We start from the raw sequence: 15930 nt of genomic DNA, 5'->3' as shown, positions 1-15930 counted from the left end.
CTGGTAGCTCGAAGTAGGTGACGACCATTTTCTAAGGCACGTAGACGCGCCATTTGAAGATGTTGGTGTGGGCCAATGGAGCGCCCAAACCACGTATCGTTGGAAACCGTTAATAGCAGCTCGGCATTACGCGCCTGTTGGGCGACATGGTCGGCAAAAATGATTTCGTAACAAATGGCATTGCCAATGGTGGCTCCAGCCACGTGTAACGGAGCCTGTTCGCCTGACCCTGGGGTCAGGCGAGGTACTGGCAAGTCGAAAAAAGCAAGGGTGCCAGCGAGGAGACTTTGGAATGGCAAATACTCGCCAAAGGGCACCAAGTGCGCCTTCTGGTATTCGCCCTGCACATCATTTAGCCCTATGACGCTGTTATAAGAGCGCCCTTCACTGTCGCGTTGCAAAATGCCGGTCAACAAGGCGGTGTCAGGCCCCAGGTCGGACGCTACTTGCTCAAGTATTTGCTGTGCTTCCTGCTCAAGCATGGGAAGGGCTGCCTCAGGCCAAACGATGAGATCGATATCCCTTGCTTGCTCCCGTGTCATCGTCGTGTAGATACTGATCGCTTCGCGCTGCCCTTGGGCAGTCCACTTAATGCGCTGGTCAAGATTCCCTTGCAGCAATGCCACCCGGATGGGCTTGCCAGCCGGGGTTGTCCATTGGGCGGGCAATAGGAATGGAACGATCCACAAGGCGGCCATTGGGACAAGGAAACTCCAGCGGCGACGCAGTACCTCTACCCCTAACGTACCTGTCAGCGCGGTCATGAGTGACAGCAAGTACACACCACCAACGGGCGCCCATGGGGCTAGTGGAGAATCAATCTGAGAGGTGCCCAGCAATAACCAGGGAAAGCCGGTGAGCATCCAAGTGCGTAGCCATTCGCTCACCACCCACATACCGGCAAAGCTAAGAAAGGCGAACCGTGGCCCCGTGATGCGTCGATAGAGCCCAAAGGGGACTGCAAAGAAGAGCGCCAGGACGCTGACAAAAAGAGTGGTGAGGAGCATCGCCACCAAGGCCCCGGTGCCACTGAAATCGTGAATAGCAACGAAGACCCACGACGTGCCTGAACCGAACAGGCCTACCCCATAGCACCACCCACGCAGGGTGGCCATGGCGGGCGTTAGCGACGCTATTCTCCAATAGACCAGTGCCACGCTCACTGGGCCAAGCCACCATAGGGAAAAGGGGGCGGCACTCAAGGTGGTCAGCACCCCAGCGGCGAGCGCTACAACGCAATCGACTATTGGTGAGGAGCGCCCAGCAAAAAGCGTATATTCTTTATCTTTATCGACCACATCCATAGCGTTACTCAGAGCGCTTAAAAGCAGGACTTTCACGCCATAACGCCACCGCGAACATCAATACACCGGCAAATAGCGCGATATCGGCCATGTTAAAGGCGGGCCAATGCCATTCGCCCCAGTAAATGTCCAGATAGTCGACGACGTACCCTCGCGCTAAGCGATCAACAGTATTACCGAGCGCGCCGCCAAGAATCAGGCTGTACGCACAGGCCTCCAAGCGCGACAGGGGTTTGCATAGCTGCACAACCAATACGACGACCACCACCAACGCTAAACCAAGAAAGAGGTAGCGCTGCCAACCCCCTGCTTCTGCGAGAAAGCTGAAAGCGGCTCCTGTGTTCCCGGTATAAACCCAGTTAAAAAACGGCGTTAGCGGAATGACTTGGCCAAACGACATCTGGGCATGCACAATTTCCTTGACCAGTTGATCGGCTAGAGCCATCACGCAAGCTAATGTGAACCATGGCCAGCGACGTGAAGGGCTATCGTTTGGCGCTGTTCTCATGACGTTGTTTTTCCTTGTGACAGGCCTGTCATTGCGGTACTGGGCGAAAAGCGGTAACCCAGCAGTCGCATGGCGTTCAACGTCACCAGGACGGTAGCACCGGTATCGGCCATCACCGCAATCCACATGCCGGTAATACCCAGCGCCGTTGTAACTAGGAAAATGGCTTTTAAGCCAAGGGCGAGAACAACGTTGGTTTTCACATTGCGCAGCGTGGCACGAGAGAGGTCTATCAGCTCAGCGATGCCGGTAACGCGGTTCTTGAGCAAGGCTGCATCGGCGGTTTCCAACGCCACATCCGTGCCACCCCCCATCGCGATACCCACATCTGCTGCCGCGAGTGCCGGTGCATCGTTGATGCCATCACCTACTTTACCGATGGGGCCACGGCCTGCCGCTTGCCAGTCTCGAACATACGCTGCCTTGTCTTCAGGCATTAGTTCGCCGTACGCTTCAATGCCTAAGCGACCCCCCGTGGCAGCGACGGTGCGGGCATTATCACCGCTGAGCATGACCGCCTGTACGCCTAAACGGGATAGCGCCGCTAGGCCTTCAATGGCATCTTCGCGTGGCTCATCGCGAACCGCGATCAAGCCCAGTAAACGCTCGCCTTCGACGAGGAGAGCGAGGCTCTTACCGGCTTCTTCTAACGCGACAATTCGAGCACTGAGACTTTCCTCAAGGATGACTTTCTCGTGAAGGTGACGAGGCGTCATTAAGCTCAGCTCGCGACCCTCCACCTGGCCGGAAACACCGCGCCCCGCCAGAGCGCGGCTGCCAGTGACGGTGGGGAGGTTGATGCCCGACTGTCTGGCATGCTCAACGATAGCCGTGGCGATAGGGTGACTGGAATCCCGCTCTATTGCGGCGGCGAGCCGCAATACGCTGTTATCGTCTTCCTCAGCAATCCAAGACTCCACATCTGTGACTCTTGGGGTACCCGCAGTGAGGGTGCCCGTTTTATCTAATGCCACCAAGCGAAGCTTACCTAACTGTTCAAGAACGGCTCCCCCTTTGATCAGTAGTCCGCGCCGAGCGCCCGCCGAGAGACCTGCGGCGATGGCGGCTGGGGTAGAAATGACCAACGCGCAGGGGCATGCGATTAACAGCAATGCTAACGCACGGTAAATCGACTCCGACCATGCCATGGTCGATACCAGCGGTGGCACTATCGCCATCAGTAGGGCGAGTAAGACGACGGCGGGCATATAGTAATACGCAAAACGATCAATAAAGCGTGCTATCGGTGCCTTGGCGGCCTGTGCTTCTTCAACCAGACGAATAACGCGAGCGATCGTATTGTCATCAGCGCCTCGTGTTACCTCCACCTCCAGGGCGGCATCAAGATTCACTGTGCCAGCAAAAATGTCATCACCAGGCGCTCGCGAACGGGGTATGGACTCGCCGTTTACCGGCGACTCGTCAATGTCGGAGGTGCCCACCAGGATGCGTCCATCGCAGGGTACGCGATCACCGGGCCGCACCAGCACACGCTGCCCGGGTTTAAGTGACTCCGCCGAGACGTCACGCAGCTGGCCATTGTCCATCAGCCTCGCCGTTGAGGGTGTTAAATTTGCCAAGGCTGAGATACTGCGGCGCGCTCGTGAAGCAGCTACCCCTTCGAGTAGCTCACCTACGGCGAACAAGAACACGACCATCGCAGCTTCAGCGGCAGCATTGATGGCCAATGCGCCAAGCGCAGCGATGCACATCAGCATCTCGATGGTAAAGGGATTGCGCATTTTGAGGGCGCCCCAGGCACTCTGCGCAATGGGTATTAAGCCGACTAGCGTGGCCAAAATGAAAGGCATATTACCCAGCGCAGGCCATGCTAAACGAAGCGCGAAGGCCACTATCAGCAGATTTCCTGTGATAATGACCAAGCGCCCTTTAGCGGTTTGCCACCAAGAGGATGAAGCACCAGATGCGCGTGTTTGGCCATCATGGGAAGCCACTTGATAGCCTAGTTCGTTCAGGATGCCCTCAATGGTCTTTCGCGAGGGGGCCCCGTGATCGTGGTGGTGAATCTTCACTGATCCCGTGACCGAGCTTGCCGTGACTTCCTCAATGCCTTCCAGTCGCTCTAGCGCCGATACAACCTTGCGCTCACAACCGCCGCAGTCCATGCCTTCAACACGCAGCGTCAAGGTGGTAGGCGCTGTTGTCGGCGTTGATGTTTTCATGGTGCCTCTCCTGCCAATGGGCTATGGTTTTTAAGTGTAAACCTTGTAGCAACTACAGCTTCAAGCCCTGCCTAAGGAGTTTTACCATGTCGATGATCGGCCAAAGTATCAGCATTGGTGAGTTAGCACGACGAGCCGATTGCAAACCTGAAACGGTTCGCTATTACGAGCGTATTGGGCTGTTGCGCGATGCGACACGAACCGGTGGGGGGCAGCGCCGCTATGGAGACGACGCTGTGCGGCGCTTGACCTTTATTCGTCATGCCCGAGACTTTGGCTTTTCGGTGGAGTCAGTGCGAGAGCTTTTGGCCATGTCAGATCAACCTGATATGCCTTGCCAAGAAGTCGATGCCATCGCCACGCATCACCTAAAGAAAGTGGAGTCCCGCCTTCAACGACTGTCCATACTGCGTGAGGAGCTTCAACGGATGGTCACGCAGTGTGCCGGTGGTAAAGTGGAAAGCTGCCGAATCATTGAGGTCATCAGTGATCATCAGCTCTGTATCACTGAAAAATCGCACGGAGGGGCTCACGACTTAGGTTAGCACTAACGCTACGCCCCACGCCCAATGGTTAGCCCAGCGAAACATCCAAAAACAGCATGAGTACCAATCCGATAGAGAGGCCCAGCGTGGCCTTTTTTTGGTGCCCGCTTCGATGAGTTTCGGGAATAATCTCATGACTGATCACATACAACATCGCCCCCGCTGCAAAGGCCAACCCCCAGGGCAGTAGCGCTTGTGACATGCTGATGACTCCAGCGCCTAATAAGCCACCCAACGGCTCAACAAGCCCCGTAAGGGCGGCAATCGTCCATGACCGCCAACGTGAATAGCCCACGCCTAGCAGTGATACTGCTACGGCCAGTCCTTCTGGGGCATTCTGAAGTCCAATGCCAATCGCTAGTGGAATGCCTCCTTCGCTTCCCCCTGCGCCGAAGGCCACGCCAACGGCCAGCCCTTCTGGCAGGTTGTGTATCGTAATGGCAATAATAAACAACCAGATACGACGTAGTGAGGCAGCCTCTGGCCCTTCTCGCCCCTGTTCGAAGTGCTCATGAGGTAAGAGTTCGTTCAGTAGTGCGACCATTCCAATCCCTAGCAAGATGGCCGCACAGGCAATGGCAGCAGGTACCACGCTACCTCCGTAACGCAGCTCCGAGGCTTCTAAGGAGGGTATGATCAGTGAGAAGAAAGAGGCCGCTAGCATGACGCCAGCGGCGAACCCCAACGCTAAATCGCGAACACCACGATTCGGTCTTTTGGTAAACAAGACAGGAAGCGCCCCGACAGCCGTCATCAAGCCCGCGGCAAGGCTTCCCAATACCCCCATGGTGACGAGAGAAACCTCTTCCATACCGATTACCTGTCTTGTGGTAGATGAGTGATCACAGCGCTAGGATTCCATAACGAGGCAAGCACACGTTCACGTTACTAACAATCCATGCAACGTTGCTAAGCACGGGTGGTTACGGCTCGTTAAACGAGATCAAGTCATAAATGGACGCCGTGCCGATAGCTTGTTCCAAGCGATCTCTTGCCTCGTAAAGTGACGCTTGATATTCACCTTGAGTCGGCTGCTCACCCAACATGATGCGTTGACCTTGACCAAGGGGATCAACAGGCTGGTTATTGACTCTCACTTCGTAATGCAGGTTGGGGCCCGTGGCGACCCCGGAGGAACCTACCTCTCCGAGCGACTCTCCCGCATTGACTAAATCCCCAACCACTAGCTGTGGGGAGAATCGGCTAAGGTGTGTGTAGCGACTAATGGCCCCTGTGTCGTGCTCCACCTCGATCACCTGCCCATATCCCCCTTGGCGACCCATAAAGAATACGCGCCCAGGTGCGGTGGCAATGACCGGCGTTCCTGTCGGCGCAGCCAAGTCAATTCCATTATGAGGACGCATCCCTCCATACACAGGATGTCGCCGATTCCCAAAGCGAGACGTTAAGCGGGCACTAAGCACGGGCAACCGCAACGTGCCTAGCAGTGTGTCGCTTTTGAAAAGAGCTACGTCCCCCTTTTGGGTGACCGGCCATATGACCTCCAAGGGCTCTGCCTGATCAGGCAGAGCGGCATAACTGAGGCGTGGTGGCCCAACACGGGCGCCGTCCTGGCGTCGATCTTCCTCCCACACTAATTGAATACGTTCACTGCCAGAAAACTCCAGCGGCGCTGCTATAAACTCGCTGAGCAGTGTTTCCAGTTTAGTGGCGAAACGCGTTGGGACACCTTCTGCTGCCAAGGCCTCGTAGAGAGTGGTATTAATGACGACATCACGCCCAAAGGTTAGGGTATCAACGCTATCGAGCGGTAATGTGCCTTCTTGCTCGCTAGCCGCCTGTAACTTGACAGGGCTAAGTTCAGACGGAGGCAATGACAGATGCGTTTGCCAATTGGCTTCGGCTAGCAAGGGGTAAAAGCCCACCAAGCCTAGTAACCACCAGCGCTGCATCACTGGCCATCCTCTTCCCCAGAGATCTCCGCTACTTCACTCTCGACGGCATCAATCAGCTCTTGCATACCAAAGGGGTCTAAAGGCTCGCCATTGACAAAAAAGGTAGGTGTTTGGCGAATCTGATTGGCTCTGACATCCGCCATGTCTTGGTCAATCACCGCCTGCACCTCAGCAGAAGTCAGTTGCTCTTCGGCAGCCGCTAAATCAAGGCCTCCTTGGCTCGCGATATCGAGGATAGCGGATTCATCAAAACTGCCATGTGAAGCCCATTGATCCTGGCGAGCCAGCAGCCTCTCCAGTACCGGTTCAAAGACGCCCTGACGACGAGCAACTTCTAATACCCGAATGGCCTTGTCCGATACGTCGCCGTGGAAAGGAGTGTAGCGCACGATGAGCCGCACTTTTTCTGGGTAGGTTTCCAGAATACTTTTTGTCAGGGGATAGAAAGCACGGCAGGCTTCGCAAGCCGGATCGAAGAATTCCACAATCGTCACCGGCGCGTCTTCTCGTCCCAAGATGGGGGAGTGTGAACGCACCAAGGAGTCCTCGGCCTGGACACCGCTCTCTTTTGCTGCCTGAGCTTGCATGTCTAAGAGGGCAGGCTTCGATACGGCGACGATCGCAGCGGTCAGCATTAACGTACCGGCCAATATAAAAGACGCTTTTTTGAACATGTTTCTCTCTCTGTCTCAACGATGGGGTGGAAAAGTAGGGTTGAAAAATAAGCCAATCGCTATGGGAGTAAGCTGCTCGCTATCTACCTGAGCTGGGAGCCGGCCTCGGTCTGTCACTCATGCCCATATAGATTGGCATTTTGATGCGCGTGGTCACTATGCTCAAACTCTAGGCTGGAATGAGCAATACTGAAGCGCATTTATAAGCTGCTCCTTGATCTCTGCTTTGACGGATTCAAGCTGCTGCCAGCCGGTTTCTGTCAGAACCACGTGGCAGTCAAGGGCTGCCATGTTTTCCTGCATCTGCCATAGATGCACATGGTGAATATCCTGGACTCCCTCGATATCTCGTACGGTCTCAACGACTGCCTGCCCGTCAATGTCCGGGGGAGATCCCAGCATTAGCGTACGGATAGGGCCGCCAATTTCAGAGAAGGCTAGGTAAAGAATATATAGCGCAATCCCTATCGTGATCGCGGGGTCTACCCAGCGCATGTCGTACAGTAAAATAAGCGAACCACCGATAATCACGGCGATGGAGGCAAACGCATCCGATAAGTTATGCAGAAAAAGGGCGCGGATATTGACACTCTCTTTTTGCATTGACCACGTGAGCATGGCGGTAAGGGCATCGACGACGAGCGCGACGCCACCAATAATCACGATCGTCCATCCCTCTATCTCAGGGGGATCGACCATCCGCATAGCGCCTTCGTAAATCAGGTAGACACCGACAATAATGAGGGTGGTGTAATTGATGAGTGCTGCCACTATCTCGATGCGGCCATAGCCAAAGGTCATATGCACATCGGCAGGCCGTCTGGCGATTTTACGAGCAGCAAAGGCAATGACTAATGCTGCCATGTCAGAAAAGTTATGTAACGCATCAGCGATCAGCGATAGGCTCCCCGCCATAATGCCACCGACGATTTGAGCGATGGTTAAGAGCCCATTGGCCCAAATGGAGATGCTGACGCGCCGGTCGCCAGAGGCAGGATCAATGTGGGGATGATCATGATGATGTCCCATCTGTTACCTTCTCTCGAATTATCTGTTCTTGGTACTATAAAACCTCTAGCAACTAAAGCTTCAACCCTTGAGCATTATCTATTTGCATCGCTGGATTGGGAAGCACGTCCCTAGCTACCAAGCGAGCCATGGCGCGCTGGGCCGAAGGTGATCATGTTTTAGGTGCGGGGCTCAATCCACTTCAACCGGTAACGTCTAATCCACCATGGGTAGATTCATTTATTTTGTCGAGGCGCACCTTGTCTGGTTTGTAATCGTCGTCGCGGGGGGAGGCTTACTCTTTCCGGCCACCGGAATAATGCTTAAGTTCGCGATTGGGCCATTACTGGCATTACTGATGTTGATTATCAGCCTCACATTCGATGCGCATGCAGTGCGCATCGTGTTCCGAAAGCCGTCACGGCAGTTGTTGGCATTGGGGCTGGTCTATGGGCCTATGTCGATTGCCGGGTGGCTAACGGGCCGTCTATTTTTTGGAAGCGGCCCGCTGGCTGCTGGCCAAACCTTGCTCGGCACGCTGCCGACAGATGTGTCCTCTCCTCTTTTGGTACTGATGGCAAAAGGCAATGTGGCGCTTGCCGCTGTTTTCAACGCAGTCAACACCGCGTTATGTCCGTTTATTGTTCCCTTCCTGTTTTTATGGCTCACCGGCCTTCAGTTAGACGTGCCGCTTGGATCAATTATTCTTGAATTAACACTAATCGTGCTTCTTCCTACCGTGATTGGGGTCAGCTTGCGTACAAAGTTCTCGGCTTTCTTTGCACGGCATGATTCAGCGTATGCAGGGATAGGGTCGATTCTGTATCTGCTGATCCTACTCGCCGTGGTCGGGCCGAATGCCACCACGATCATTGGCTATGGCTGGTATGCGTTTGTGATTGCGGGCGCGGCCCTGTGCCTCAATTTGATTGGGTACCTGGTAGGTATGTCCTCACGGTTACTCACCTCTGATCGCAAAGAGGTGATTACCTATCTTTTCACGGTCAGTAAAAAGGAATTCAGCATCGCTGCAGCGTTTGTCGCTGTTTCCGGCTTGCCATCAGAGATCGCGATTCCAGCCGCTTTTTTTGCCGTGATTCAAATGATCACTTCGCCCATCGCAGCGAAGATCCTCGCCCGCCACTGAAGGGATGGCCGTATCGGCTCTTCGTCAGAAGAGCAACCTGCACACGGGGTGTACAGGTTGCTCTTAGCGACAAAACAGACACCGCTACTCATAAAGGTGGCAAATAGTACCTATGCTAAGTCACTGCGACCAATACTGACCTTGCTAAAAGCATTTAACACAGAGGCTTCGCAGGGTATCTGTTCCTTTTTGGATTTAGGGTGCTTGAACGTATCGGCGAATCCTGGGCAGTGACCAACTAGTTTTTGGACAACACCTTCTACGTGCCGCACGTTAGACAGCACTTGGCGTAACCACTGCTCGAAGCTGCCTTGGTGGCTCAGCGTGAAGACTAAACCTTTATAGGAAGGAGGCTTGGATGCCTCCTCGCTACCGCCAGCTCTGGGTTTTGGAGGGCGTCGTTGGATCTCCATGAGATAGAGCGTTTGATCTAACACATGCACCCGAACGACGAGCACCCCGCGAGGTACCTTGGTCTGAGTATCAATGTAAACCCAATTAGCGACTGACGTTTCCACCTCCTCGTCTATTTCGAAAGGTTCGAGGCTGATCAACCGAGGGTCGGGGGAAGTGCTAAAGCCGTCTTCAAAGGTAAACCAGCTAACGCCACGAATCGTTTCGGGATAGGCCGATTGCAAATAGAGAAGCGCATTCCACATATCACGTAGAAAGCCCTGTGATTCCAGTGTAATAGGAGCATGAATAGAGGCCTGTCCGACCCCTTTTCCTGATCCATGCGGCTCCCCAGTGGAGAAAATAGTTTCGTCACCCGGAACGGGGACGCCTCGTGTATCGGGCACATTTTTTCGAGTATATCGTTTATCCAAGACGGCGCGAGGCTTACCTAAAATAACGAATTCGTCCTCAGGAAGGTCTAGCCAAGAAGAGCCATGGTCGGGCTCTTCATCATCCGTCAGGTCAATGACATCGGGGATGTCTTGAAGCTGATGATAGGGAAATTGAGTGGGAGCATCATCGCCATCGGTGGCTGGTACTGTCGTTGACTTCTCTCTTTCGCGGTGGATCGTGGCACCATCGGGCTGCGTACAGCCTAATATCTGCAAGCCTAGGAATGTGTTGCCACCATCAATTGGAACGCCAGAAACAGAGATTTCCCCGCTGCCTTGAAACCATGGGGTGGCTTTTAAAAGCATCTCATCTGGCGTGGAGCTGGTTTCAAATTGTGAATATATATATTTTGCAGCGCGCTTGGCATACGGATCGTACAACATATGCGCGAGCAAAATGGCATCGTGTTTATGAACATGATAGGTAAATTTGACAGGCCACGTACCTGGGGATGCAGGCGCATCAAGCTGTCGATAAAGACGTTTTTTGACTTCTTCCCAAGGGTAAGTGGCGAGCACTCGCTTGATTTCAGAAGATCGGCCGTAAACGCGAATAAAAAATTCTGTGCAAGGGATGAGCAAGTGTTTGCCATCTGGAAGGTCAAATTCAATCAGGTATGTTTTGTGCTGATTTTTCTGGGGTAAGTAGTTCGAGTCATGAAAAGCGGTATAGAGGCTTCGTCCTGATTGTCGTAAATCATCTAAGGTGACAATTCGCCAGCCGCCTGGAGAAAAAGAAACGGAGAATTTTCTTTCCTCGTAGGCAATACGCGAGCTACTCACGCCCTTTTCCCATACTGACCCTATTCTCAATAGCCCAAGATGCGTTAAGACAGTCTCACGTCTCATCACGCCTCCTAAGTTATTTTCATGGTCGATGGTTCTTAAGAAGATATGGATTTTAGGGACGCTTCGTAAGCGATTGTTCTTAAATATAGGCCCGTACCACCAAACGACCAAGCGCTCTGCCTCGTTTTTTAGGGTGCCATCATGGAAGCTAAAGGTTCTGGATTGTTTAAGAGAAACGGTCACAAAGGCGCACTCTATGTAAACTCAACATAGAGATTGTCGCAGCAATTATTGTTTAGTCGCAACAATTGTTGGAAATGACACTGCTTGCGGCCTATCAGGACCGAGCGCCGGAGTTGGTGCGGCACGCGCAACGTCAGAAGCGACACCGCCGGCTGATATTCCCGTTCTATAGCCTGCAGCGGGGCTGGCAACGGCTGTTTGCTCAAGGCCGAAGTGTTTTCTATCCCCTCTGGAGAAGAGCGCCAGACGCCGAGGCACGAATACCAGACTTGTTCACCTCCTCAGGAGGACTATGCCGATGACACGCCGGAAAATGGGGAGACCCTAGACCTTAGGCCTCTTGACCTCTGTGCTGCCCCAGGGTTTTAGACTTTTAATCTATCATGACGATAGCGTCCTGCCTGACAGAGGCAGGCAAAGCCAATCAGCCATTGAGGAGCACACTGATGTCCAACGTTTGCCAAAGTGTCACCCAGAGCCTTCTACCCGCCATGCGCAGGCCGTACTGGGTAGGTGCCATGATGCTCGCAGGGGCGCTGATCGCGCCGCTCAGCCATGCGCATCATCACTCATCAGACAGCGACGCCCATGGGCAGGCCGCATCACCTTCAGAGAATCCGGCCGTCGCCGCTTTTCAGGCGGCCAATGACCGTATGCATGAAGATATGAACATGGCCTTCAGCGGAGACCCCGACGTGGACTTTGCCAAGGGCATGATTCCGCACCATGAAGGCGCCATTGCGATGGCCGAGATCGTGCTCGAATATGGCGATGACCCAGAGATTCGCCAGCTCGCCGAGGAGATTATCGCGGCTCAAGAGAGTGAAATTGCGTTTCTGCGCGAGTGGCTCGAGCGTCAGGAACATTAACGTCACCTTGCCCGCATAATCCGCTACGCACCGGCCGCAACAGTGATATTCTGCCCGCCTCTTCAGGGTCGCATCAAAGGAGCGCTGCGTGTCGGGGGTAATTTACGGGTTGGATTTGGCGGGGGTGATCGTGTTTGCCCTGTCGGGAGTCATTTTGGCCTGCCGTTCGCGGATGGACCCGTTTGGCATGCTGGTGCTGGCAGCGGTGACCGGGGTCGGCGGCGGCACCTTGAGGGATCTGGTGCTGGGTGTCCGGCCGGTGTTCTGGGTCACCGACCCCACGTATCTGTGGGTCATCCTCGCCACGGTGGGCGTGTCGTTGGTGGGATTTCACTATATCCATCGTCTGTCTCGGGGGTTTTTACCCATCGCGGATGCCTTCGGCCTGGCGCTGTTTACCGTGATCGGTACCCACAAGGCGTTGCTGCTGGGCACGTCGGGGGTGGTGGCGGTACTCATGGGCATGATGACCGGTGTGGCGGGAGGCATGATTCGTGACGTGTTGGCTCAGCGGGTGCCCATGGTGCTGCGCGAAGAGATCTATGCCACCGCCGCCATGGCGGGTGGAATCGTCTATGTGGTGCTCCAATCCTTGCAGGCACCGCTGACGCTTGCCATTGCGGCTGCCTTGAGTGCCACCCTGGGGCTGCGCTTGGCGGCGATTCATTGGCACCTGGCGCTGCCGGTGTTCGCCTGGGTGACCGTACCGCCAAAACCCAGCGAAACCGACCACACGGCCGAGCCACACACCACCTCGCTCTCGACGCCCCAGAAGGCCAAGGAGCGGGTGCGCATGATTCGCCGCGAGCGTCGTCGCTAAGCGCCTGCCGGTACTTATGGGCGTTGGGTGGCGCGCCATTGATCGAACCAGCGCCGAGGCTGAATGACGCGCAGGGTTGGCTCGCTCTCCACCAGCTCGACACCGATACCCAGCGCCCCCAGGCGGGCATACAGCGCGCCATTGGCCTGCTGATGGGCCAGGGTGATATCCGACAGTAGCAACAGGGGGCCACCTGTCAGCGCCAGGTTGGCCAGCCGAATCTGTTCGCCGTCGATGTTCAGTTCAGCGCTGCCCTCGATGGGCTGTACGTCGAGCAGCCGCCCCAGCCAGTCGCGCTCTCGGGCGCGGGCTAAAAAAAGTCGCGCCAACAAGCCGGAGTCGCGCATCCCCAAGCGCAGCTGGCTGGTCAGCTGCAGCGGGTCGCCCCACACCAACCGTGCCTGCTGCAGGTCGAGCTGCACCCACCAGCCCGCGTCCTGAGCCCCTTCCTCGCTTTGGCGGAACATGTTCTCCAGCCGCACATAGGAGTCGCTGGCGGTGAAATGGCGAGCATCGAGGTCGCCGTCGGTGAGCCGTAGCTGTATTGCGATATCCCCACGCAGCCGCTGGTCCAGCAGGGCCAGCTCGGTCTCGAAAGCGCGCAGGGTAATCTCCCCTTGTGCCTGCAGCCCTTCCAGCAGCCATTCGCTGCTCAGGCTGGCGTGGCCGGAGAGCAGCTCCACCCCGGCATCGTCAGGAAGAAAACGGTTGTAGCGGGTCATGTCCGGCACTTCGGTGATGGGCAGCACGATGCGGGTCACGAAGTGCTCCGGGGCGGCGGCTTCCAGCACCTCACTGAAGCGGTCTGTCTGCGTGGTCAGCGCCAGGTGGCGGCCTTGAAGATGGGGGCGATCGTCGTCCTGATGGCTCAGGGCAAACTGGGGGATGCCGAGTGAAAGCCGCGCCTGTTCGGGGCTGTCCAACTGCGCGGTCAGCTCTCCACGCCCTGTGGCGAGATAGTCCAGAAAGGTCACGGCCAGCTCATTGGCGTTGACCCTCAGGCGTGTGGGGGCCTGGAACTGGTCGTCACGAAACGCCCCCTGCAAGAAGAGCTGGCCTTCGCCCGAGAGGCTGATGCCATGGGCATCCGGTAAAAAAGCGTTGAGAAAACTGAGCCGTTGAACGCTGCCGTCGACGCTGAACTGCCCGCTGGGCACGCCTGCCCGGCGCTGAAACTGCCCATCACGAAGCACGATGATGCTCTCCAGCGGCTCCTCCAGGGCGTGCTCGTCGGCCACCTGCCAGCGCAGCCGTGAGCCACTGATATCCAGCGCCGTGCCGTCCAGCGCGGCCTGGCGTATCGTCAGCTGCAACTGCGCGTTGCTGACCAGGGTGCCGCGCTGATCGCCCCGCTGCCAGCCGGTGGTCAGCTGATTGCCTGCCAGGTGCAGCTCACCCTGCACGGCCTGTGTGTCGAACTCCAGTTGTCCCCGGCTGGTGGCGCTGCCGCGCTGTAGTGTCAACGGGGCGGGAGAGGGCAGTAGGCCTGCCAGGTAGGGTTGCAGTACGCCCAGGTCGGGAAGCGTGGCCTCTGCCCAGCTCAGCCGTGCCGTGGCCTGCTGCCTGGCCTGTTCGGGATCGAGGGGGCTGGTGGCGTCCAGGGTCAGCTGCGCGTTGGCCATCAGTTGGCGCGTCTGGTGATACAGCTCGGCATCACGCAGTGCCAGCGTGGCGTGCAGCTGCTCATCTTCGTTCAATTGCGCGTTCAAGGTGCCTCGGCCCTGGGTGGTGAAGTCCAACAGCGCTGCACCCAGCGCTGGGGCCTCGATGGCCAGCTCGGCCTGGTAGGGGCGTGCGTCGCGCAGGGCAAGCTGGGCATCGATACTCCCCTCGCCAGTGAGCCTGATGCCCTGGCCTTCCAGCGCGGTGGCCAGGTAGCGGTCCAGCATGTCCAGCCTAGTGACCTGGCCAGAGAGGGCCAGCGTGGCATGGGTAGGGAGCGCCAGCTGGTCCAGGCGCTGGTTGGGAAGCTCGGTGGCCAGGGTCAGTTGGGTATCGGTGGCATAGGGGCGGGTGTCGGAAGGGGTGGCTTCTGCCAGCGTCACCTGTGCCAGACGGGTGGAAAAGCGCAGTTGCTGCTCTTCCACCGCAAGACGTACCTGGCCTTCGCCGGTGGCGGTGTGGCGTGGGGGCGAGGCATCTGCGAGCAGCCAGCGGCGTGCTTCATCGCGGCGCGCCAGGCGCTGCTCATCCAGCGCAAGCTCCAGGACGGGCGCGGTCAGTACCAGCTCGCTGTCGGGCTGTAGTTCGCCTGCCACCAGCGCAAGGTCACCCTGCAGCTCACCGCGGCCCGCCAGGCTGAGCCACGGCAACGCTTCCAGATAGGGCATGAACACGTCCCAGGCATCGGCCTGGGCGGTCAGCGACAGCCGCGCATCCAGGGCGCTCAAGAGCGCTTCTTCGAGGGCCTCCCCCCGTAACGCCTGGGTAGCGGTCTCGGCCAGCGACGCCGTACTGCGCAGGTCGATCTGCTGGATCAAGGTGGTCTGATCACTGAGCCGCACCAGGCTGCCCTGGGTAATGTCCAGCGAGACATGCGGCAAGGCCAGCCGATCCTGACTAAGCTGGGTATCCATGACCTGCAGCTGGCCTTCGGCCTCCAGCGCCAGATCGCCAACCGTCAGGCGGCGAATGCCGTCGGCATTCAGGGCGTGAAGGTAGAGTTCGCCACGCAGCAGGGCCAGTAGCGAGAGCGACAAGGTGGCCCGTTCGGCTTCTACCGAGAGGGGCAGGGCGGCATCGTCCCGGGCCAAGTAGAGGTTTTCGACTTCCCAGCGGCCGGGGTGCAGGCTCTGGGCACTCGACCAGCGCACCTCTACGCCGTCGATGGTGGAGATCTGGCGCGGCAACCACTGGCTATTGAGCAGCCAGTAGCTGCCCGCCAGCCACACTAGAGCAACCAGGATCACGGCCACCAAGGCATAGATCAAGGGGGGACAGCGGCGCGGCGTGGGGGGCGTCTCGTTGGTCATACAAGCATCCTGGCAGATGACTCCTGTTGGCGCGTGTTTTATGGCATTATGCGCGACGTAGGGCAGTTATGGGTTTTCGATTTCAACGCTAGCAGCCTGTCGGT

The 15930-nt window shown here is 56.8% G+C and carries 13 protein-coding genes; 4 read left to right on the top strand and 9 right to left on the bottom strand.

Features of this window, described 5'->3' with window-relative positions:
• The 3 genes from lnt to B7L72_RS02435 form a co-directional block, all read right to left on the bottom strand.
• Positions 1-1304: apolipoprotein N-acyltransferase (gene lnt / locus B7L72_RS02445; protein WP_081192360.1), on the bottom strand; the 1304-nt coding region annotated here is incomplete at its 3' end.
• Positions 1305-1308: 4 nt separating this feature from the next.
• On the bottom strand, positions 1309-1812 hold the full coding sequence (lspA, locus tag B7L72_RS02440) for a signal peptidase II (protein ID WP_016916426.1): 504 nt from the start codon (positions 1810-1812) through the stop codon (positions 1309-1311).
• Positions 1809-3995 carry a heavy metal translocating P-type ATPase gene (locus tag B7L72_RS02435; protein ID WP_016916427.1) on the bottom strand — a complete coding sequence of 729 codons (2187 nt, stop codon included), beginning with the start codon at positions 3993-3995 and terminating at the stop codon, positions 1809-1811. Before B7L72_RS02435 ends, lspA begins: the two co-directional genes overlap by 4 nt.
• Before the next feature lie 86 nt (positions 3996-4081).
• Between B7L72_RS02435 and B7L72_RS02430 the strand changes: the two genes are divergently transcribed.
• On the top strand, positions 4082-4540 hold the full coding sequence (locus tag B7L72_RS02430) for a MerR family transcriptional regulator (protein ID WP_022521290.1): 459 nt from the start codon (positions 4082-4084) through the stop codon (positions 4538-4540).
• Between the two features lie 28 nt (positions 4541-4568).
• On the opposite strand, the gene B7L72_RS02425 is transcribed toward B7L72_RS02430, so the two are convergent.
• From B7L72_RS02425 to B7L72_RS02410, 4 genes are all read right to left on the bottom strand, one after another.
• Positions 4569-5351 carry a ZIP family metal transporter gene (locus B7L72_RS02425; RefSeq protein WP_035556053.1) on the bottom strand — a complete coding sequence of 261 codons (783 nt, stop codon included), beginning with the start codon at positions 5349-5351 and terminating at the stop codon, positions 4569-4571.
• 112 nt (positions 5352-5463) lie between these two features.
• The gene (locus B7L72_RS02420) at positions 5464-6453 is read right to left on the bottom strand and encodes a M23 family metallopeptidase (RefSeq protein WP_052196326.1); all 990 of its coding nucleotides are present in this window, start codon (positions 6451-6453) and stop codon (positions 5464-5466) included.
• Positions 6453-7130, bottom strand: coding sequence for a DsbA family protein (locus B7L72_RS02415; RefSeq protein WP_022521292.1), 678 nt, complete (start codon positions 7128-7130; stop codon positions 6453-6455). Before B7L72_RS02415 ends, B7L72_RS02420 begins: the two co-directional genes overlap by 1 nt.
• 162 nt (positions 7131-7292) lie before the next feature.
• Positions 7293-8159: a cation diffusion facilitator family transporter gene (locus tag B7L72_RS02410; RefSeq protein WP_227407729.1), complete on the bottom strand. Its 867-nt coding sequence runs from the start codon at positions 8157-8159 to the stop codon at positions 7293-7295.
• Positions 8160-8364: 205 nt separating this feature from the next.
• Between B7L72_RS02410 and B7L72_RS02405 the strand changes: the two genes are divergently transcribed.
• Complete coding sequence (locus B7L72_RS02405; RefSeq protein ID WP_039175778.1) at positions 8365-9285, top strand: bile acid:sodium symporter family protein; 921 nt, start codon at positions 8365-8367, stop codon at positions 9283-9285.
• A gap of 110 nt (positions 9286-9395) precedes the next feature.
• On the opposite strand, the gene B7L72_RS18090 is transcribed toward B7L72_RS02405, so the two are convergent.
• Entirely contained in the window at positions 9396-11165 is a 1770-nt protein-coding gene (locus tag B7L72_RS18090; protein ID WP_139788417.1) for a hypothetical protein, read from the bottom strand.
• Positions 11166-11611: 446 nt separating this feature from the next.
• Between B7L72_RS18090 and copM the strand changes: the two genes are divergently transcribed.
• Positions 11612-12034: a CopM family metallochaperone gene (gene copM, locus B7L72_RS02385; RefSeq protein WP_016916437.1), complete on the top strand. Its 423-nt coding sequence runs from the start codon at positions 11612-11614 to the stop codon at positions 12032-12034.
• A gap of 88 nt (positions 12035-12122) precedes the next feature.
• The gene (locus B7L72_RS02380) at positions 12123-12854 is read left to right on the top strand and encodes a trimeric intracellular cation channel family protein (protein WP_081192356.1); all 732 of its coding nucleotides are present in this window, start codon (positions 12123-12125) and stop codon (positions 12852-12854) included.
• A 14-nt stretch (positions 12855-12868) separates the two neighbouring features.
• Here B7L72_RS02380 and B7L72_RS02375 read toward each other — a convergent pair whose 3' ends face one another.
• Positions 12869-15826, bottom strand: coding sequence for a hypothetical protein (locus B7L72_RS02375; protein WP_081192354.1), 2958 nt, complete (start codon positions 15824-15826; stop codon positions 12869-12871).
• Positions 15827-15930 lie beyond the last annotated feature (104 nt).

It is taken from the genome of Halomonas sp. BC1 (assembly GCF_002078135.1).
Lineage (GTDB): Bacteria > Pseudomonadota > Gammaproteobacteria > Pseudomonadales > Halomonadaceae > Vreelandella > Vreelandella stevensii.
The sequence above is the reverse complement of the archived record's forward strand: the minus strand, read 5'-3'. Positions and strand labels throughout refer to the sequence as shown.